The organism is Mucilaginibacter rubeus (assembly GCF_014643835.1).
Lineage (GTDB): Bacteria > Bacteroidota > Bacteroidia > Sphingobacteriales > Sphingobacteriaceae > Mucilaginibacter > Mucilaginibacter rubeus.
This window is the reverse complement of sequence record NZ_BMKD01000003.1, coordinates 60,391-81,128: the sequence shown is the minus strand read 5'-3', so window position 1 is coordinate 81,128 and position 20,738 is coordinate 60,391. Positions and strand designations below refer to the sequence as shown.

The following is a 20,738-nucleotide window of genomic DNA, read 5'->3' as shown; positions in this document are numbered from 1 at the left end:
TCATAAAAGCAAAATCTTTATCCAATTCTTCTGAACGTTATATTAATCCTTGCCCCCTGCATCCTGCTTGTTTTGGGTACCTGGTGAAGCCAGTGATGCTGCGTTTGCCCCTGCATGATCAGCAGATCGCCGTTGTTAAGTACGACAGATACTTTAGCATTCTTTTGCCGCTTATGCTTAAACTGGAAAACCCGCGAAGCACCAAATGATACCGAAGCGATGACAGGGTTACCGCCAAGCTCGCTTTCATCATCACTATGCCAGCCCATACTATCGCAACCGTCACGGTAATAATTAAGCAGCGCTGTATTAAACCGGTGACCGCACTGCTGCTCCGCCGCCTGCTTAATATCCAACAACAGCGGACTAAACTTAACCGGAACATTTACTACTCCGGAGTATACATACACTTCATCGCTTTCGCCATACCAGGCCGTAAGCCGGGGGAAGTTCACTTCCCTGCCATAGATTTTCATTTTATCCTGCTTCCATGGGGTTTCCTCAACCAGCCGCGTAAATACATCTTCCTTATAAAAATGGGGATAAAGCAATACCTCTCCATCAAAAGGCAACAAGTTTTTTGGTGCGCCAAACAGGTTCAGCTGGTCATTATTGAATAGATCCATGTTCAAATATCTGTAAATACATACCATAAACACGATCGGCCATCCTGTTATCAAAATGATAAAACCTATCATTTTGATAGCTTTTCCTCATATTGAGAAAATCTTTCTCATTTTGATAAACTCCTATAACACAAGCCTCTAAATAAAACAAAAACGCTATGGCATGCTTATTGGCCATGCGGCTTCACAATACAAAATAAATTTACGATGGCATTGTTTATCGCTGCTGCAGCAAAATTTACAAAACGGACAATAAGTTTCTTCATTGCAGCTGGTATCATCCCCTCTTTTTCCCCTAACAATTTATACACTTCATGAATTCGCACGTTAAGCAACTCACTTTCGCGGGTATGATCGTTACCCTCGGTATTATTTTTGGCGATATCGGTACTTCTCCCCTGTATGTTTTTCAAACCCTGTTGGTTGAAGGCGGTAAGGTGAACCCCGCGCTGGTATTAGGCTCCATTTCCTGTATCTTCTGGACACTCACTTTGCAAACCACATTCAAGTATATCGTTATCACGCTGCAGGCTGATAACAAAGGCGAAGGCGGTATTTTTTCATTATATGCTCTGGTAAGGCGTTACGGTAAATGGCTGGCTATTCCTGCTATAATTGGCGCAGGTACTTTGCTTGCCGATGGTATCATTACCCCGCCCATCTCTGTGACCTCGGCCATTGAGGGCCTAAATTTAGTACCGGCATTTTCAACTGTTATTGTCCCTGGCAATAACCTGATCCTCATTATTGTAATTAGCATCATTTTATTGCTGTTCTTTTTTCAGCAGTTTGGCACCAAGGTGGTCGGTTCCGCATTCGGGCCGGTTATGCTGATGTGGTTTATCATGCTGGGTGTATTAGGCACTATACAGGTAGCGCATTTCCCCTCTATTTTTAAAGCTCTTAACCCTTATTATGGCGCCCATTTACTGATGGACCATCCTAAAGGTTTCTGGTTGTTAGGCGCGGTATTTTTATGTACCACGGGCGCGGAAGCCCTATACTCCGACCTGGGCCATTGCGGCAGGCGCAATATCCAGGTAAGCTGGATCTTTGTGAAAACAACCCTGATATTAAACTACCTGGGGCAGGGCGCCTGGGTGCTGTCGCAAGCTCCGGATAAGAACTTTACCGGCGTTAACCCGTTCTTCGAAATCGTTCCTCATTTCTTCCTGCTACCTGCGATAGCTTTGGCTACACTGGCAACCATTATTGCCAGTCAGGCTTTAATCAGCGGCTCCTTTACGCTTATCAGCGAGGCGGTAAGCATGAACTTTTGGCCGAGGATCACCATCAAATACCCGTCAAATATCCGCGGGCAGATCTATATTCCAAGCATTAACTGGATACTGTGTATCGGTTGTATCTTGGTATCGCTCTATTTCCGCACCTCAAGCGCAATGACGGCTGCTTACGGATTCAGCATCACCATTGCTATGCTTAGCACTACCATTTTAATGTATTACTTTATGCGCTATGTAAAGCACTGGCCTGTATGGCTGGTTACCATTATCCTGTGCTTATTTGTAACCGTTGAATTCTCCTTTTTTGTAGCTAACGCGGTTAAAATACTAAAACGTTTGTTTTTTGTGGGATTTGAAGTTGGCCTGATCTTTACGATGTACACCTGGTTTAAGGCCCGTAAAATCAATAACCGCTTCCTTCATTTTACCGATATCAAGGAGAAACTGCCTTTACTAAACGCACTGAGCAATGATACTACCATAAACAAATACGCTACGCACCTGATCTATCTTACCAAAGCCAATAATGGCAAACAAATTGAAGAAAAGATCATCTACTCCATCATGAGCCGCCGTCCTAAACGTGCCGACACCTATTGGTTTGTGCACATTGAACGCACCGACGAGCCATACACTATGGAGTACAGTGTTGACCAGATTGAGCCGGGCAAAGTCATCCGCGTAGAATTCCGTTTGGGCTTCAGGATCCAGCCGCGGGTAAACGTATTGTTCCGTAAAGTAGTTGAAGATATGGTTGAACGTGGCGAGATTGATATCTCCAGCAATTACCCATCATTAAAACAACACAATATGGCTGCCGATTTCAGGTTTGTGATCATGGAGAAATTCCTGTCGTATAATAACGTGTTCAATGTATCGGAGAGCTTTATCCTCAACAGCTATTTTGCCATTAAAAAACTGGCCCAGTCAGAAGCTAAGGCTTTTGGGCTTGATACCAGTGAAACACGCATTGAAAAGATTCCGCTGGTGGTAAAACCGGTTAATAATATCCACATAAAAAGGGTTGACCCGGTTACGCATAAAGCGGTTGAAGGTATGGGTAAGAAAGTTTTTGCGTAGGGCTAACCATTATGTATTAACTTCCACTACCTAACTACATGTGTTGCCCCTCTTTGCTTTGCAAAGAGGGGCTTTATTTTTCTCCCTTTTGCGCTTATTTTCAACGAGTGCTTATTCCGGCCGGGCAATCGCATCGCTCATCGCGTATAAACGCTAATTCAGGTTAAGCTCTCGTTGCAAACGAACGCGGGACGAATACTTCTAAAATGTCGCAATCATAACGGTATAATGTCGTGATCATGCCTTATTCTGCAGCCGCAGGGCCTGTAACTTTGTAATATCAATTTACCCTAAAACGGATCGGCATGAGAAAGTTAAAATTACAAATGAACCTTGCACTCAACAATAAATGGGACAGCGGAATGTCTGATTTCAGTATCGATAATCTTAAGAATGTGGACTGTATTTTACATGGACGAAAAACAGCTGAAGGTTTTATTCCCTATTGGACAGCAATAGCAAACAACCCTAATGACGCTGAATACAAGCTTGGAAGGCATTTCGCGGATATTCCAAATGCTGTTTTTTCAAACACCCTCAAAGTAAGCCCATGGGACAATACAACAATTATAAGCGGCGACATAAAGGAGGCGATAGAAACATTGAAAAAGAAAAATGGTAAAGATATCCTTGTTTATGGAGGAGATTCGTTTGTATCATCCTTAATTCAACATGATTTGGTTGATGAGTTTTATTTGCTTGTAAACCCTGCTGAGATCGGTAACGGACAAAAAACCTTTAACCCTTTAAAAAATGATTTAGAGTTAAAATTGGTGGATTGTAAACCATTTGCCTGTGGTGCGGCTTTGCTTTATTATACCAGGGCGTAAAAAAAGACTCTCCCCTCCCCGCCCTTCTTAAGAGGAGATTTGAGAGTTTTTTTTCTAATGGCGTCACGCTTGAACCCGCGTTAATATTTTCAATTACCCCTTAAAACAAAAAACCCGGCCTTGCGGCCGGGAATTTCATTAGATTTATTGGATTGGTTGGAAATACGTAATTATAATTTTTCGCCGTGCTGGCTGATATCAAGACCTTGTTCTTCTTCTTCGGCCGATACCCTTAATGGCGAGATCATGTCGGTGATCTTTAACAATAATAATGAACCAAAGAATGCGAATATCGATACGCACACCAATGCTACCAACTGTACGAGGAACAGGTGTGTTTCGCCAAAAAACAAACCGTTGCCTGTTGTATTATTAGCATTTACATGCTGACTGGCAAATACGCCGGTTAACAGCATCCCCACCATACCGCCAACGCCGTGACAAGGGAATACATCAAGCGTGTCATCAATAGAAGTACGGGTACGCCATTCCACAACCAGGTTACTCACCACAGCCGATATGATACCGATAGCCAGCGAGTGCGGCACCGATACAAAGCCGGCGGCAGGTGTAATAGCCACCAAACCAACAACAGCGCCAATACAGGTACCCATTGCAGATGGCTTGCGGCCAAGCAGCATATCAAAAAAGATCCAGGTAACACCGGCAGCAGCCGAAGCAGTTGTACTGGTAGCCAAAGCGGTAACCGCCAAAGCGTTTGCGCCAAAAGCCGAACCGGCATTGAAACCAAACCAACCAAACCACAACAAGCCCGTACCTATCATTACGTAGGTAATCCGCGCAGGAGAATGATTAGCCTCATTACGGCGTTTTAAATATAAAGCCGATGCCAGGGCAGCCCATCCGGCCGACATGTGCACTACCGTACCGCCTGCAAAGTCAAGCACACCAAATTTGGCTAATATGCCATCCGGGTGCCAGGTGCAATGCGCAAGCGGCGAGAATATGAAAATAGAAAACAGTACCAGGAAAATAATGTACGAGTTAAAACGGATACGCTCGGCAAATGCACCGGTGATAAGCGCCGGGGTAATAATGGCGAATTTTAACTGGTACATAGCGAAAAGCAGTAAAGGAATGGTTGGCGCGGCTTTCCAGGTGGCGTTACCTAACATGCCTTTCATCATGAAATAAGTTCCGGGGTTACCGATAAGGCCATAAAAGCTATCGCCGAAGGCTAAGCTAAATCCAAAGATGCCCCACATTACTGTAATGATCACCATACAAATGATGCTTTGCAGCATGGTGGAGATCACATTTTTCTTATTAACCATTCCACCGTAAAAAAACGCGAGACCGGGTGTCATGATCAAAACCAGCGCCGTCGACATTAGCATCCAGGCTATATCGCCCGTATTAAAATTGGGATGACCGGAATTCTTAAAATCAACGGACGGAAAAATGAAAGTAAGTGAAAGTATAATTAAGATCAGGAAAAAAGGGAAATACCTCTTCATGTATTCAGAAAAAATATGTTTTAAATCAGCACGAAAGGTATGATTTTTTCTAAAAACAAAAGAAAATAATTGGCTTTTGTTGAAAAAAAACAACAACTACAGATATTTCAGGATAGAATTCGGGAAAATCCCCAATAAAACGAGCAGAAAACTAATAACAATAGCTAAAACAAGTAAATTATAAGATCTTTCACTGGCAACTTCAGCATTTTCTGTCCTTTTCAGAAATAAATACAAAGGAATTTTAAGGTAATAAAACAACGATACTACCGTGGTTATGGCGCCCGTTATCATCAGCGACAACAGCCAGGTACTGTGTGTTTGCTCATAGGCGCTGTAAGCCGCCGAAAACACAAACAGTTTACCCGTAAACCCCGCAGTAACCGGGATCCCCGTTAAAGAAATAAGGATAATTACAAAACAAACCGAGGCTACAGGGTATTTTAAGCCCTGCCCCTTGTAAGCTTCCACCTCTTCAGCGTCCACAATATTGCTGAAGTACGATGCCAGTGTCAGCGCCCCGATATTGGCTAACGCGTAAACGGCCAGGTAATAGGTTAATGATGATAAGCCCTGTAAATTGAACGTAACTACTGCCATTAAAGCAAAACCGGTGTGGCCAATGCTTGAATAAGCCAGCATCCTTTTTACATTGCTTTGCAAAACGGCAGCAAAATTTCCGGCTATCATGGTGATAATACCAATGGCCGATAAAACTATCCCAAAATCAATCCCCTTCCAATCCGCCGAAAACAGGAACAAAGGCATCACATTTACAAGCAGCGCAAAAGCTGCTATTTTAGGTACGGTTGAAAGATATGCGGTAACCGGCGTGGGCGCCCCCTGGTAAACATCGGGTACCCAAAAATGCATTGGCATAAATGATAATTTAAACCCTATGCCAATCAGCACCAGTACTAAAGCAAATGAAGCGCTCACCGGGTTTACATTAGGCAACTGGGCTACAATACCCGGCAGATCCAGCGAGCCGCTGAAGCCGTACAATAACGAGATCCCGTATAGCATAACAGCCGATGATGCCGCGCCAAAAAGCACGTACTTTAAACCGGCTTCGGTACTTAAAGCAGTTTCAGACCGGTAAGCCACCATCAGGTATGATGCTATGGATACCATCTCGATGGCAAGATAAACCGAGAGCAGGTTAATAGCCATAGCCATTAAATGCAGACCTAAAATAGATGCTATGGAAATGGTATACAGGTCTGATAAGCCTTTTGGATGCACCTTCAGCTTGTCATCCCAGGTAAAATTTAATAGGAGAATGAATGAAAGCAGATCGATAATGATCTTGAAAAATACCGCCGACCGGCGCAGCAGTAACATACTGCCGAAGATAACATGATCGCCGTCAAGGATCAGGGCTACCTGCTGCAGGTCTTTAAACAACACCAGCAGCAAGCCGGCGCAGGCTACTATTTTACAAAGCTTTACAGATCTGCGCCCAAATATCAGGTCGGTTATCAGCACTACCAAAAACAGCCCGGTTAAATAAATTTCGGGCATAAAATAGGGTATGCTGCCAAAAACATTGGTTAACTGAACTGATATATGGGGAAGCAGATCGTGCATTTATATTTTATTGTACTATTACTGATTGATTTTTGGGGTATTTAACCTGGTATTTTAGTTTCACCTTCTTTTCATCGAGCGAATTTAACATGAAATTCCATGAAACCCTACCTGTTGTTGCATCAGGTTTTGCGCCTGATGTTTCCTGCGCCTCTACTTCGATATCTTTATTTTGCGAAACAGGTACCTGGTCTTCAACCAATAAATTAACCGACTGGCTTTTCCTGTTTTTTACGTCGATAAGCCAGTTACGGGTTTCCTTTTGGTTTGAACCTGATGACTGGCGCATGGCCAAACCTTTCTCCAGCGTACGGGTAACAACAATATTTTTATCGGTACCTAACGATAGGTTCAGTGTATCGGTAGTAGCATCGGTATTAATCAGCGACTTGCCAATGTATGTTCCTTCAAAAAACAGGTTGGCCTCGCCCGAAAGAAAACTGTATTTATTCCAGTTGGTAAGCTGCGCGGTGAGGAATACATCGGTACTCAATTTTGGCGCCACGTAATATTGATAAGTAGCATCAATATTATATTGGCTAATTTCAACCGCATACTGTTTGCCATCACTTGGTACCGTATAAGGGTTAGCGATGTTAAACTCAATATTGGTTTGGTTCTCTTCTTTTTTTACTTCGATAGGAACCGTGTTAATTATATTTTTATCTTGTATTCTCGCAACAGCACCGGTCAAATCCCTTTTATATTCCGTGCCATAACCTGCAACAACCACCTCGTTAAGCTGTCGTGAAGACGGATTTAGCGCCACGTTGATCATTGGCGCATTGGCCTGCCTTTCTAATGTTTCATATCCAATAAAACTATAAGTAAGCACAGCATTGGCGTTAGGGATCTGGATGCTGTAATTTCCACCGGCATCACTTACGGCCCCTATTGATGTACCTTTTACCCTGATGCTTACACCAGGGATGGAGCTGTTATCATCCCTGCTCACTATTCTACCCATTACTTTAGTTATTGGAACACCAGTACCTGAATAGTACATACCGAAGTTAAGATAGGTAGGCGTAAGCTCGGGCTTCGCCCCATTTACGCTTGGGTTACCGGTTGATAAGGTAAGCTTAGCGCTTTTCCAGTCCTCACCCGTTTTTTGCGACACGTTGGCTTTGTAAACGATAGTTATTGGACTGTTCACATTTTTAGCACGGATATCGTAGGTAGGGAACCAGTTGGCGTTTCGCACCAGATAACTTAAAGTAAAATTTGCCTGCAACGCAACTTTTGCCGATACGGTGACCAAAACATTACTGGTTGTTTTAACACCTGCTTTGTTTATCTCTGCAATTTGTTTGTTATAATCTTCCAGCTCGTCGTTAAACAAATCTATCTGATCATTTACGGCTTGCTGATTCTTTTTGATCTCGTTTAAGCGAGCTGTCTGAAAGTCGAGTGTCTGTTTCAGCCTGATCGGATCCAGCGCAACATTAGTACCGTTGCTCACCGGGTTTTTAGCCAGTGTATTAGCTTCTTCCTGGTAAATAGAGAGCATGTTATTTTGCAAGGCTATTTTGTTTCTTACCAGTTTTACCTTCGCCTCAATAGCCTGTATGTTTTTTTGCCTGATGTCATTATCGGCAAAATCAAGTTCGTGATTAACCGAAAGAATGGTAAAATCGCCGCCTGCATTTACCTGGATACTCTGCACATCAATTCCAGGCGACAGGTTTTCAAACACCAGCGTTGATGTGCCGGGGCTGATATTGACTAACGCTGTACGACTTACCTGCGCCCCGTTCAAAAACACGGTTACTTTCTGAACTTTTGAGGCTACCTTCTGGCCTTCATCGGCCCTTGTTGCTGCAGCGATAAAAAGCAATGCTGCTGCGATAGATAATTTTTTAAACATAATTCCTTCGGTTAAATACATACCATCTGTTATTTCGCTTATGCCCGGGTTGCCGGGGGCAGCGTAAATAAAAGATGCAGGTGTATGCACTTTTCCATAAATGAATTTATGTTGAAACACTATTTTTTTATTTAGCCTGTAAAAACTGTATCAATGCCAATACCGAATCATTGATTTTTCCAAACACCAACGACGGCATCAAACCTAAAGCCAATGCTGCAGCGGCAAGTGGTATCAGCGCCAGCTTTTCGCGGATGCTTACATCGGTAAGTGCTATTTTCCAAACCTCGCCGCCTTTAAGTGATACTTTTCCGAAGAACATGCGCTGCAGCGTCCACAGGAAATAAGCCGCTCCCAACAGGATCCCTACCGAACCGCAAACAGCCATCCAGTATGGCAGCAAACCGTTAACCGTGGGCGATTTAAATGTACCCGCCAGTGTAAATGCTTCGGCCACAAATGCCGAAAAGCCCGGCAGCCCCAGTGAGGCAAAGAAAGCCACCATAACAAAGGCTGTATATTGAGGCATCTGAGTGCCCAACCCGCGGAAATGATAAATATCCCTGTCGTGCACGCGGTTATAAACCACGCCCACCAAAAAGAACAGCATTGATGATAAAAAGCCATGGCTTATCATCTGCATTACCGCACCGCTTACACCTTCGGCAGTTTGCGAGGCAATGCCCAGTAACACAAAACCCATGTGCGATACCGATGAGTAAGCGATCATCCGCTTCAGATCGCGCTGGGCCAGGGCGTTGCAGGCGCCATATAATATCGAAACAACGCCTATTAAACCGAGCCAAAAAGCTCCGGAAGAAGCTATCTCCGGGAAAATCCCGAGGCAGATACGAATAATGCCATAGCCACCAATTTTAAGCAACACCCCAGCAAGAATGATAGATACCGGTGTAGGCGCTTCAACGTGCGCATCGGGCAACCAAGTATGTAAAGGCACAACCGGCACTTTGATGGCAAATGCAATAAACAATACCACAAAACCAACCGTACGCGCAGGCATCCCCAATATAGTTTGATGTGCCGCCACTGAAAATACCGAACCCTGGGCATAGTTAGCCGGGTTCATCATCTGGATAATATTGAAGGTATGGCTTCCGGTTGCGGGATCGTTTACCGAAAGGTATAAACCAACCATCACCAGCAGCATAAACACCGAACCAAACAGGGTATACAGGAAAAACTTGATAGCCGCATATTCCCGGCGCACACCGCCCCACATCCCAATCAGGAAATAAAGGGGCAGCAACATGAGCTCATAAAACAGGTAAAACAGGAAGAAATCCAGCGCGCAGAATACACCCATCACGGCCATATCCAACAGTAAAAACAAAAGGAAGAAACCTTTGAGATTGCTCTTGATTTCCCAGGAGGCCAGCGTAGCAACCACCATCACCAGTGCCGACATTACCAATAGGGTTACCGAAATGCCATCTATCCCTACAAAATAATCTATCTGCATTTTGCCCATGCTGCCCAGGTTAAGGGCAATCCATGGCAGTTTCTGTACAAACTGAAACTGGTCTTCATGGTTAATACCTGCCGTTGCCGCACCTGTTTTAAAGTTAAGGTAGATCGCGATGCTGATACCCAGCTGCAAAAGCGTAGCCAGCAGGGTAATATATTTAAAACTCCCCCGAACCGACGATGGCAGCAATACGATCACCAACGCAAACAGTACAGGTATAAATATGAGTAGGGTTAGTAGGTTCATTAAATTCAGATCAGTATTTTTAAAATAAAGAGTACCAACACAATGAGCAGCATACTATACAGGTAATACTGCACCTTGCCGTTTTGAAACTTACGTGCAAAATTGCCAATACTTTGCACTAATGCAGCCATTAAATGCAAAAATCCGTCGACAATATATTTATCGCACCAGGCGGTAAGGTCTGCCACCTTCCTGCTCAGCCGTTCAATTGAATGGATGAGTCCGTCAATAATATTCCTGTCGAACCAGAAGCAGGTTTTACCCAGGCCAAGTATAGGTTTTACGATTACTTTTTTATAGATCTTATCCAGATACCATTGATTATAGGATAAGCGGTAAAAGAAGCCAGTTTGCGGAAACGAGAACGTATTTCTTTTTACGTAGATAGCATAGGCCGCGTACATTACAAAAACGCTTAAAATATTCACCCCTATCGGAATAATGGTATGGTAGATATTTTCGCGGGCCATAAATTCGGCAGGTTTTAAGCTTTCGAATAGCCACGCTTTTTCATAAAAGAAAGGATTAAGCGAAAATAAGGGGAACAAACTGCAAACCGCCAGCAGGATCAATGGCACACGATATTGCCAACCTCCATCGCTGATATGTAGTTTAATGTCAGGGTGATGTTTCAACAAGCGAAACTCTCCGAAAAATACTTTCACTATTAACCTTGATACGTAAAAGGCAGTAAGCCAACTGGTAAATAATGCACCTGCCGGGATCAGTTTAAGCCATGCGCTCCTTCCCTCGCTCCATTCAAAAGCCTGGATCAGGATGCCATCTTTTGACAGATAGCCTGAAGTAAGCGGAATACCGATAAGCGCCAGAGAACCAACAATAGCAACAATAAAAGTTAATGGCAGCTTTTTACGCAAGCCACCCATGTACTGAATATTTTGCGGGTCGATATCCAGATCATTTTCCTCCCTGATATGCTGCATTTCGTGGATCACCACGCCGGCCACCAAAAACAGTAAACATTTAAAGAAAGCATGCGTGGCTAAATGGAATAAAGAAGAGCCATAAGCTCCAACCCCCATCGCAAGGATCATATAACCCAGTTGCGATATGGTTGAGTAAGCAAGCACCCGTTTCAAATCGTTTTGCGTAAGCGCGATAGTGGCGGCCATGAAAGCGGTAAAGCAACCAATAACAGCCAAAACAGTTAACTCACTATCAGTAAACAAGGGATAAACCCTGCCCAGTAAAAACACCCCGGCAGCAACCATAGTAGCCGCGTGGATCAGCGCCGAAACTGACGTCGGCCCTTCCATGGCATCAGGTAGCCAGGTATGCAACGGGAATTGTGCCGATTTGACCGCAACAGCCATAAATACACCAATGCAGGCCACGTATTGCCATACAGCAGGAATCTGCCCTGAGGCAGAGATCCACAAACCATCATGAATAGCCGATTTAAATACCAGGTTATCATTAATGAAAAGCGTAGCAATATCGAACGTATGGAACTGGGCAAATAGGATAATGATAGCACTTAGCAAACCGATGTCTCCGATACGGTTCATGATAAAGGCTTTTTTATTGGCCTGTACGGCTTTATCCCTGGTAAACCAAAAACCGATAAGCAGGTATGACGAAAAGCCCACCAACTCCCAGAAAGCATAAAACAACACCAGGCTATCTACCACAACCAAACCAAGCATACTGAAACAAAAGAAACTGAGGTAGGTAAAATAGCGACTGTACCTGTCGTCGTGCTTCATGTATGCCGTAGAGTAGATATGTACCGGCAAGGCAATCAGCGATACCAGCAGCAACATCATCGCCGAGAGGTTATTAAGCAAGATCCCCGCGAAAACTTTGGTGTTACCAATGGTAAACCAAAGTGTTTGTGTATGCAAAGGTTGCCGGTTCCAAACCGCTGCAAATACCATAGCCGATAATACACAACCAACCAAAATAGTCAGGGTTGAGATCCAGCCAGCTGCCTTACTTTTTACAGGCAGGCAAAAATTGATCAAAGCAGCAAACAGCGGCAAAGCCACAGCTGCAATGGTGTAGCTGATGATGGTTGGATCGGTATGTAAAAGCGCGGTGCCCAATTAGTTTTTTTATCTTCTCTGTAGAGACGCATAATTGCGTCTCCGAATGTACATATCCGCTTGTCCTGCGGGAGGCGCAATTATGCGTCTCTACAATATTTTAATCCCTCAAATTTTTAATCTCATCCGGGTCAATGGTTTTATATCGCCGGTAAACATTCAGGACGATGGCCAGCGCAACCGCTGTTGTTGCCGCGGCCAGCACAATAGCAAACAAGGCGAACACCTGTCCGCCGTTATTCAGCTTATCATATTTACCAAAAGCTACCAGGTTTAAAATGGCAGCATTCAGCATCAGTTCAATACCTATTAATACTTGTATCGAGTTACGTTTGGATACAATCATGTACATGCCTGTACAAAACAATAACGCGCCTACCAGTAAAAAATCGGTTAACGTTATCATGCTCTGCCCTCCTTACGTGATAAATGCGCCGCACCTACCAAAGCCATCAGCAATAAAACAGAAATGGCTTCAAAAGGCAGCAGGTAGGTGGTCATGAGGTTAACGCCTATATTATCTATAGTTGAAGAGATTGGCGTTGTCTCATTTTTTTGTGCGATGGCCTGTTTTACCCATGGCAGGTTATCAGCATCGGCTTTAAGGATAATGTTTACAATCACCGCTAAAAACAACGCAGCCAGTATAACCGCCGGTACTTTAGCCATGTTAATGAATTTTCCTTTGTGTTGCTCTATCACATTTAGCGTTTCACGACCAGAAAGCATAAATGCAAAAAGGATTAACACCAAAATGCCTCCCACATAAATTACCACTTGCGTTACGGCAACAAAATCGGCAAGGGCAATTACATACAAGCCAGCTAATGCAAACAAGGTCACAAAAAATATAAAAATACTCCTGACCAGGTTTTTACTTAAAGCAGCATATAGCGCCGAGCCAACCGCGATAAAACTCATCAGATAAAACAACACCCGCATCAAGGTCATGCCCCACCCTCCTTTTGTTTCATGGCGGCTAATTTGGCAGCCTGTTTTTCGGCCTGTTGTTTGTCAAAAAGGGCACGCTTTTCGGCGGCATCTTCGGGCGTCATATCCGAAAACTGGTAAACCAGATCGCTTAGCTGAAAAACTGTTTTATCGTACTGGTTGGTCATGGTAATGCATTCAGTTGGGCACACAATAGTACACAACCCACAATACATACACTTGGCCATATCAATATCAAACTTGGCTGCATACAAACGTTTGGTAGTGCCGTCGGATGTTTGGCCGATAGCTTCCGTAGCCTTGATCGATTCAATATCGATACAATTAACGGGGCAAACCTTGGCGCACAGATCACATACGATACAGTCATCCATTTCCACGTCCAATTGGTACCGGCCCACTTCAGGTACCGGCAGTTGTTGCTTAGGATATTGGATGGTATTGGTGCCATGTTCCAATTGTTTAAAGTAATTGCTGTCGCTCACGGTCACAATCTCCCTTTTGCCATTACCCGCAAAAAGGTGGTGTATGGTAAGGCTTAAACCTTTCCATGCCGTTGTAAACGCTTTTATTACTTTCTGAACCATGATTTTTAGGATTTTAGGATTACCAGGATATTGCCTTTCTCTCCGTTAAATCCGTTATTTTATATTTTAATAAATTCTATATTTCAACTTTTCCAAATCCGAAATCGAACATCCGAAATCAAAAATCACATTAACCACAACCTCCACACGCCCGATATCAGCATACAAGCGAAAGCCGCCGGGGTCAATACCTTCCAGCAAAGGTTCATGAGCTGGTCAACCCGCAGGCGGGGCAATGTCCACCTGATCCACATTTGAACACCCACCAGGCCTAATGTTTTTATTACTACCCATAATATCCCCCAAGGCACATTGGTAGTCCATGTTGCCAATTTAACGCCGCCTATGTTGGGCAGCGGCGTATTCCAGGCACCTAAAAACAATATTACTGCTATCATGGATACCAGGAACATCATCGAATATTCGGCCAAAAATACCAGCGCAAAGCGGATCCCCGTAAACTCGGTATGAAAACCGGCTACCAACTCCGATTCCGCCTCCGGAATGTCAAAAGGCGCACGGTTACTTTCGGCCAGTGAAGCTATAAAATAGATCACAAATGCGATGAGCAAATGTGGTGCACGGAATACGTTCCAGCTAAATAAACCACCTATCTGAGATACATCCCAAAAACCGGCAAATTTTATCTTTTCAGTAGCCAAAATGCCCTGCTGAGCAGAGATCACCTGCAAGTCGAGCGTTTGTGCTATCATCACAACAGCTATAATGGCAAAGCCTGCGGGGATTTCGTACGAAATGATCTGAGCCGCCGAACGCATAGCGCCCAGGATAGAGTATTTGTTATTTGATCCCCAGCCTGCCATCAAAATTCCTAACGTTTCGATAGAAATAATGGCAAAAATATAGTAGAGACCGATATTTGTTTTTGAAGGAATAAGCCCGGGGGCCCAGGGTAGCGCAGCGAAACCGAGGTATACAGCAATGAATATTACCGCCGGCGCCAGCATAAACAACCACTTATCTGCCGCTGCCGGGACGATCAGCTCCTTCTGGAGCATTTTTAAAATATCGGCCAGCGTTTGCAGCGAACCATATTTTCCTGTTTCCGTTGGACCGAGCCTGTCTTGTATAAACGCTGATATTTTACGCTCGGCATATACACCGAATAAAGCGAAAAAGGCCGAAAAACTGAACAACCCGATTGCTGCAATAAAATATGTAAAATAATAGTTCAACAGGAATATTTGCTTAAGGGTGCAAACTTACTAAATGTTGAGTTATTTAGAATGATTAAATTATATATTAAGTTGATAGGAGAACCATGATTTACCTGATTTAAGGATTGCCTGATATATCAACGCCTGAAGCTCTGTATCATGATCATCCTATAATCATAGAAATCACGGTTCAACACTTCACCAAATCATTTGCCGATATAAACGTTGATTTTACCGGGGCCGAGAAGAACAACGAAGCATGATGGTCAAAATCGGCAGTATCATCGGTAGTGGTATAAAACTTATTTTCGCCGTTCCGACTAAGCTTTTGCTCAATTTCGGGGTGGCGGTTTAAATAACTAACAAGGCTTTTAGCCACGATATCGCCCTGCCTTATAACATTAATGCGTTCGGGCAAATGTGCTTTTATTTTGTCCTGGATAATAGGATAATGTGTGCAAGCCAACAAAATGGTATCGATGTTGGGCGATTGTGCCATGATTTGGTCCAGGTACAGCTGCACAAAAAAATCCGCACCGGGTTTATCGTATTCCCCGTTTTCAATTAACGGCACCCAAAGCGGACAGGCCTGCTGGTAAACTTTTATGTCGGGGAAAAAATTCTGGATCTCGAGCAGGTATGAGCCAGATTGTACGGTGCCCTTTGTACCAAGCACCCCAATCTCTTTGGTTTTAGTATAATCGCCAATAACCTCGGCCGTAGGGCGGATAACGCCCAATACCCTTTTCGACGGATTATCTATCTGTTTAAGGTCCTGCTGCTGAATGGTACGTAATGCCTTGGCCGATGCCGTATTACACGCCAGGATCACTAAGGGGCATCCCTGGTCAAACATCCACTGCACGCATTCCCAGGTATACTGGTGTATGGTGCTGAATGAGCGGTTACCATAGGGAGCACGGGCATTATCGCCCATATAAATATAATCATAGCCGGGCAGTTGTTCAATGATAGAACGGAACACTGTTAGCCCGCCATAACCCGAATCAAAAATACCAATTGGTTGATTTGACATATACAAACATAAAAAAAGCGCCCCGTAATTACGGGGCGCTTTTGTATAATTTACTTAAAGGTGATTTTATTTTAAACCTAATTTCAATTTCACGGCAGCCATCAGGTCGTCGCCTGCAGGAGATACGATCATGCTAACCTGTGATGAATCCAATACATAAGCGTAACCTTTTTCTTTAGCTACCGCTTGTACAGCCTGGCTAACTTTATCGATAATAGGTTTGCCTAATTCTTGTTTTTTAGCATCAACTTGTTGCTGTGCGTTGTTTTGGTAATCGTTCATGCGTTTCTGAATATCCTGCAATTCAGAAGTTTTTGCCGAACGGGCAGCATCTGTCAAAGTTGAACCGTTTTTTTCCAGATCGGCACCCTTGGTTTGTAACTCATTGTTCATAGTAGTTAACTGATCAATGAATGTTTTTTGATAGGCCTGTAATGTTGTAGAAACAGTTTTAGTTTCAGGCATCTGGTCAATAACCTGGCTAAAATTAACATAACCTATTTTTGTTTGCGCTTTAGCGAAACTACCCACGAACAACATACCTGCTGCAACTAAGGCGACTTTAAATAGTTTTTTCATTTTGTTTTGTGTCCTGTGTTTAATAATGGATAATAATTATCTTTTTGTTTTTGTAACGTGTATCAGCAAATTACTCATGAACTAACCTTGGGAGAGCTTACAATGAACAGGAACATTTGACAGCTACCCTTACCCCGGCTAAAATAACAATGTGTAATTTAAATGGCAAACATAAAAAAAGCGTCCCGTTTAATCAGGGCGCTTTTTTTATGTCTTTTGTATTTCTTATTTCAAACCTAATTTTAATTTCACAGCTGCCATCAGGTCATCAGCATCAGGAGATACCAATAAAGTGATCTGTGATGAATCCAATACATAAGCATAGCCTTTTTCTTTAGCTACAGCCTGTACTGCCTGGGTAGCTTTATCAATAAGCGGTTTACCTAATTCCTGCCTTTTAGCATCAACCTGTTGCTGGGCATTGTTTTGGTAATCATTCATACGTTTTTGAATATCGGTAAGCTCGTTTTCTTTAGCAGTACGTACAGCATCGGTCATGCTTGCCCTTTTTGACTGGTAGTCCTGGCCTTTTGTCTGGTACTCATTATTCATTGTAGTAAGCTGATCAATAAATGTTTTTTGATAAGCCTGGATCGAAGCAGTTACAGTTTTAGTTTCGGGCATCATATCAATCAGCTGATTGAAGTTGATGTGGCCGATCTTAGTCTGAGCATTTGCAAAGCTGCCCGCAAATAACAAACCTACTGCAACTAAGGCAACTTTAAATAGTTTTTTCATTTTCCTTTTTCTGTGTTTAAATAATAGTTCGATTTATTTTAATTCAAATTATTTAGCAAATACCCCGGGTTTTAGTCCTAATCTGGTTATAACATCCGCGCTTTTATCATACCGCGGGTTAGCATATAACATAATAACCTCGCTGTTTTTATCAAAAATCATATCCAGGTTATCGCCTTCGGCAATTGCTTGTACAGCTTTAGACACCCTATCCTGAATTGGTTTAATCAGCGCTGTGCTTCTTTGTGAAAGCTCGCCATCCGGACCAAACTTCTGGCGTTGAAAATCTTTCGCCGCCTTTTCTTTTTCTACAATTTCAGCCTCACGACGTTTTTTCATATCAGGGGTCATCAACACCTGGTCGGCCTGGTAGGCTTTGTACAGACGGTCAATTTCCTGAAAACGGCCATCAACTTCCTTCTGCCACTGATCAGATAATGCAGCTAATTGCTTTTGTGATGAAGCATATTCAGGCATGTGCTTTAATATATACTCCGAATCAACATAAGCAAAACGTTGCGCATAGGCGCCTGCAAAAGCAGTTAACGTTAAAAAGGCTACTAAAATTATCTTCTTCATATATTCGGTACGCAAATTAATTAAATCCGCCGGATAAACTCTGAGAAATTGTAAAATGGAACTGGCCTTTATTAGCATCCGGTTGTCCCGGTATTTTGTCAAAGCCATAACCATAATCTAGCCCCAGTAAGCCAAATATAGGCAAAAATATCCTTGCGCCCACACCTACCGAACGCCTTACGTTAAACGGATTAAACTGGCTAAACTGGTTCCATGCGTTACCGCCTTCGGCAAAGGCCAGCAAGAAAATTGTTGCCGACTGGCTTGCGATAACCGGATGGCGAAGCTCCAGTGTGTATTTATTGTAGATCGCACTACCTGTATTATTATTTTGAGTTTCGTTGGAGCCTTCAGGCACTATCGAGAAGTTTTGGTAACCGCGTAAACCGATGATCTCGCTACCCTGTAAAAACTGATAGCTCTGCATACCGTCGCCACCTAATTTAAAGCGTTCAAACGGTGATGGGCCAACCTGGTGATTGTACTGGCCAAGGAAACCAAACCTTACCTGCGACATCAATACAAATTTACCTACCAGTTTTGAAAACCACTGCGCATCATATTTAAATTTATAATACTCAACAAAATGGTAACGCTCTTCCGGAGTAGCTATTTTATAGTTTATATTGTTAAACAATGAGTATGGCGGCGTAGCCTGTACAGTAAATTTAATATTTGAACCCTGTGTCGGGAAGATAGGCGCGTCAATAGAGTTACGGGTTAACTCCTGGGTTAACTTAATATTATATGATGTACCATTGGTAAACAGGTAACCACCATAGTTATCAAGACTGTAATGGTCAAAGTTAAGCGAGTAGTTTAACTGGAAATAGTTGTCAGGCCATTTCAAACGTTTACCTAACGTAACCCCAATACCATTAATACGCAACTTATTATAGTAAGGACTTGATTTTGGATAGTACTGACCGGTTGAGCTTCCCTGTGTATAAGCCGACAATGCAAAGTAGATTGGCTTTTTACCGCCTAACCACGGCTCGGAAAATGTGAACGAGAAGTTTTGATAAGTACGCCCGCTCGATTGCCCCCTTAAGCTCAGTTTCTGACCATCGCCTTTTGGCAGCGGCTTGTAAGCTTTAAGGTGGAAAATATTACGGATAGAGAAGTTATTAAAGGTTAAACCCAAGGTGCCTACCAACTGGCCGCCACCAAAACCACCCGAAAGCTCGATCTGGTCTGAAGGTTTTTCAACTACGTTGTAAACCAAATCAACAGTACCATCCTGCGGATTGATGTTGGTTGGTTTAGGTTCGGTTTTTTGCTCGTCAAAGTTGCCCAGCTGGCCAATTTCACGCGCACTGCGGATCAGCAGGTCTTTGTTGAATTTTTGACCGGGCTTAGTCTGGATCTCACGCATTACCACCTTATCGTTGGTAACATCGTTACCTTTTAACATAACGCGGTTAATAGTATACTGAGGGCCCTCATAAATCCTCACATCAACATCTACAGTATCATTATAAACCCTTGTTTGTACCGGATCGGCATTAAAGGTTAAGTAGCCGTCATTAAGGTATAAAGATGAAATATCATCATTGCCCGGAGTTGGGCCGCTTAAACGTTTGTTCAATTCGTCTTCGCTAAATACGTCACCTTTTTTAACGTGAAGGATCCTGTTTAACAAATCGGTGGTATACTTGGCATTACCCGAAAACTTAACATTACCGAAGTAATATTTAGGGCCTTCATATACTTTTAGCTTTACATTTACGGTTTCATCGTCATGTTTCCATACAGAATCGCTCAGGATCTCGGCATCACGGTATCCCCTGGCCTGCATTTTTTCAACCAGGTTTTGTTTATCTTCTTCGTATTTATCCTGTTTAAATTTCTTTGAACCAAACAGGTTATACCATTTACGTTTACGGGTTTTACTTAAAAAACCACGCAGGGTTCCGGTGCTAAATGCCTTGTTGCCTTCAAAAATAACATCGTTTATTTTAACCTTGGTCTTTTTATCGATGGCAACATCCAGTATAACGCTGTTAACATCACCCTGGTCTTTACGCTGGGTAATGGTAACGGTAGTGTTTAAGAAACCTTTTTCGTTAAAATGTTTTTTAATAATAGCTGTTGTTGTGCTGATGAGGTTTTCATTTACGATCTTGCCTACACGGTCGTTCAATTTTTTCTGAACATCCTCAATCTCACCTTTGCGGATGCCGGTTAAGTGCATGCGTGATAAACGCGGACGCTCCAATACGGCAATCTCCAGGTAAATCGTATCCATATTAATTTTGGTGATGTTTAACTGAACATCATCAAATAAGCCCTGTTGATATAAGGTTTTAATTACCTCGGCATTACGCTCGCCAGGCAGGTTGATACGATCGCCTTTGGTTAATTTGGATAACTGGATCAGGATGTCTTTATCAAGATATTTTGCGCCACTAACAGAAATGCCACCAATAATATAATCTTTAGGATTAAGATAACTTAAACTATCAGCCGGTATCGATTTTGTAAGCGTAGGCCTCGGCCCATTGGATATCTGGGCGAAAGCCGTAGTAGCCAAAACCGAGAAAAGAATAGCAAAAAGAAATTTATACATTCGAATAT

The 20,738-nt window shown here is 43.0% G+C and carries 17 protein-coding genes; 2 read left to right on the top strand and 15 right to left on the bottom strand.

Going from position 1 to position 20,738, the window contains the following annotated elements; all coding sequences use genetic code 11:
- Positions 1–17: 17 nt before the first annotated feature.
- Positions 18–626 carry an alpha-ketoglutarate-dependent dioxygenase AlkB family protein gene (locus tag IEX80_RS10855; protein ID WP_188832897.1) on the bottom strand — a complete coding sequence of 203 codons (609 nt, stop codon included), beginning with the start codon at positions 624–626 and terminating at the stop codon, positions 18–20.
- A gap of 314 nt (positions 627–940) precedes the next feature.
- Between IEX80_RS10855 and IEX80_RS10850 the strand changes: the two genes are divergently transcribed.
- Together IEX80_RS10850 and IEX80_RS10845 are read left to right on the top strand one after the other, a co-directional pair.
- Positions 941–2,950 (top strand): KUP/HAK/KT family potassium transporter, encoded by a 2,010-nt coding sequence (locus tag IEX80_RS10850; protein WP_188832896.1) that lies wholly within the window; start codon positions 941–943, stop codon positions 2,948–2,950.
- Positions 2,951–3,255: 305 nt separating this feature from the next.
- Positions 3,256–3,780, top strand: coding sequence for a dihydrofolate reductase family protein (locus IEX80_RS10845; protein ID WP_188832895.1), 525 nt, complete (start codon positions 3,256–3,258; stop codon positions 3,778–3,780).
- Positions 3,781–3,950: 170 nt separating this feature from the next.
- Here the strand turns inward: IEX80_RS10845 and IEX80_RS10840 are convergent, their stop codons facing one another.
- The 14 genes from IEX80_RS10840 to bamA all read right to left on the bottom strand — a co-directional run bounded on the left by IEX80_RS10840 (position 3,951) and on the right by bamA (position 20,730).
- Positions 3,951–5,258: an ammonium transporter gene (locus IEX80_RS10840; RefSeq protein ID WP_090532068.1), complete on the bottom strand. Its 1,308-nt coding sequence runs from the start codon at positions 5,256–5,258 to the stop codon at positions 3,951–3,953.
- Positions 5,259–5,354: 96 nt separating this feature from the next.
- Positions 5,355–6,848: an NADH-quinone oxidoreductase subunit N gene (locus tag IEX80_RS10835; protein WP_090531897.1), complete on the bottom strand. Its 1,494-nt coding sequence runs from the start codon at positions 6,846–6,848 to the stop codon at positions 5,355–5,357.
- A 7-nt stretch (positions 6,849–6,855) separates the two neighbouring features.
- The gene (locus IEX80_RS10830) at positions 6,856–8,835 is read right to left on the bottom strand and encodes a mucoidy inhibitor MuiA family protein (protein WP_188832894.1); all 1,980 of its coding nucleotides are present in this window, start codon (positions 8,833–8,835) and stop codon (positions 6,856–6,858) included.
- Positions 8,836–8,842: 7 nt separating this feature from the next.
- Complete coding sequence (locus tag IEX80_RS10825; protein WP_188832893.1) at positions 8,843–10,447, bottom strand: complex I subunit 4 family protein; 1,605 nt, start codon at positions 10,445–10,447, stop codon at positions 8,843–8,845.
- A 5-nt stretch (positions 10,448–10,452) separates the two neighbouring features.
- Complete coding sequence (nuoL, locus tag IEX80_RS10820; RefSeq protein ID WP_229701597.1) at positions 10,453–12,513, bottom strand: NADH-quinone oxidoreductase subunit L; 2,061 nt, start codon at positions 12,511–12,513, stop codon at positions 10,453–10,455.
- Between the two features lie 100 nt (positions 12,514–12,613).
- Positions 12,614–12,919: an NADH-quinone oxidoreductase subunit NuoK gene (gene nuoK, locus IEX80_RS10815; RefSeq protein ID WP_090531905.1), complete on the bottom strand. Its 306-nt coding sequence runs from the start codon at positions 12,917–12,919 to the stop codon at positions 12,614–12,616.
- Positions 12,916–13,434, bottom strand: a complete 519-nt coding sequence (locus IEX80_RS10810; RefSeq protein ID WP_229701596.1) for an NADH-quinone oxidoreductase subunit J family protein — start codon at positions 13,432–13,434, stop codon at positions 12,916–12,918. The genes nuoK and IEX80_RS10810 overlap by 4 nt, the downstream gene beginning before the upstream one ends.
- Before the next feature lie 26 nt (positions 13,435–13,460).
- Complete coding sequence (locus IEX80_RS10805; protein ID WP_188832891.1) at positions 13,461–14,051, bottom strand: 4Fe-4S binding protein; 591 nt, start codon at positions 14,049–14,051, stop codon at positions 13,461–13,463.
- 125 nt (positions 14,052–14,176) lie between these two features.
- Positions 14,177–15,247, bottom strand: coding sequence for a complex I subunit 1/NuoH family protein (locus IEX80_RS10800; protein WP_188832890.1), 1,071 nt, complete (start codon positions 15,245–15,247; stop codon positions 14,177–14,179).
- Positions 15,248–15,419: 172 nt separating this feature from the next.
- Positions 15,420–16,265: a glutamate racemase gene (gene murI / locus IEX80_RS10795; protein WP_188832889.1), complete on the bottom strand. Its 846-nt coding sequence runs from the start codon at positions 16,263–16,265 to the stop codon at positions 15,420–15,422.
- A 66-nt stretch (positions 16,266–16,331) separates the two neighbouring features.
- Complete coding sequence (locus IEX80_RS10790) at positions 16,332–16,844, bottom strand: OmpH/Skp family outer membrane protein (protein WP_090531916.1); 513 nt, start codon at positions 16,842–16,844, stop codon at positions 16,332–16,334.
- 225 nt (positions 16,845–17,069) lie between these two features.
- A complete protein-coding gene (locus tag IEX80_RS10785; protein WP_090531918.1) occupies positions 17,070–17,582 on the bottom strand; it encodes an OmpH/Skp family outer membrane protein in 513 nt (170 codons plus the stop codon).
- 48 nt (positions 17,583–17,630) lie between these two features.
- Positions 17,631–18,161, bottom strand: coding sequence for an OmpH/Skp family outer membrane protein (locus IEX80_RS10780; protein ID WP_121232083.1), 531 nt, complete (start codon positions 18,159–18,161; stop codon positions 17,631–17,633).
- Positions 18,162–18,177: 16 nt separating this feature from the next.
- Complete coding sequence (gene bamA / locus IEX80_RS10775; RefSeq protein ID WP_188832888.1) at positions 18,178–20,730, bottom strand: outer membrane protein assembly factor BamA; 2,553 nt, start codon at positions 20,728–20,730, stop codon at positions 18,178–18,180.
- Positions 20,731–20,738 lie beyond the last annotated feature (8 nt).

Coding starts and splice junctions, on each gene's coding strand:
- IEX80_RS10855 (WP_188832897.1), bottom strand. CDS start 626: ATGGATCTATTCAATAATGACCAGCTGAACCTGTTTGGCGCACCAAAA.
- IEX80_RS10845 (WP_188832895.1), top strand. CDS start 3,256: ATGAGAAAGTTAAAATTACAAATGAACCTTGCACTCAACAATAAATGG.
- IEX80_RS10810 (WP_229701596.1), bottom strand. CDS start 13,434: ATGAGTTTTATCGCGGTTGGCTCGGCGCTATATGCTGCTTTAAGTAAA.
- bamA (WP_188832888.1), bottom strand. CDS start 20,730: ATGTATAAATTTCTTTTTGCTATTCTTTTCTCGGTTTTGGCTACTACG.
- IEX80_RS10850 (WP_188832896.1), top strand. CDS start 941: ATGAATTCGCACGTTAAGCAACTCACTTTCGCGGGTATGATCGTTACC.
- IEX80_RS10825 (WP_188832893.1), bottom strand. CDS start 10,447: ATGAACCTACTAACCCTACTCATATTTATACCTGTACTGTTTGCGTTG.
- IEX80_RS10805 (WP_188832891.1), bottom strand. CDS start 14,051: ATGGTTCAGAAAGTAATAAAAGCGTTTACAACGGCATGGAAAGGTTTA.
- IEX80_RS10835 (WP_090531897.1), bottom strand. CDS start 6,848: ATGCACGATCTGCTTCCCCATATATCAGTTCAGTTAACCAATGTTTTT.
- IEX80_RS10780 (WP_121232083.1), bottom strand. CDS start 18,161: ATGAAGAAGATAATTTTAGTAGCCTTTTTAACGTTAACTGCTTTTGCA.
- nuoK (WP_090531905.1), bottom strand. CDS start 12,919: ATGATAACGTTAACCGATTTTTTACTGGTAGGCGCGTTATTGTTTTGT.
- murI (WP_188832889.1), bottom strand. CDS start 16,265: ATGTCAAATCAACCAATTGGTATTTTTGATTCGGGTTATGGCGGGCTA.
- IEX80_RS10790 (WP_090531916.1), bottom strand. CDS start 16,844: ATGAAAAAACTATTTAAAGTCGCCTTAGTTGCAGCAGGTATGTTGTTC.
- IEX80_RS10785 (WP_090531918.1), bottom strand. CDS start 17,582: ATGAAAAAACTATTTAAAGTTGCCTTAGTTGCAGTAGGTTTGTTATTT.
- IEX80_RS10840 (WP_090532068.1), bottom strand. CDS start 5,258: ATGAAGAGGTATTTCCCTTTTTTCCTGATCTTAATTATACTTTCACTT.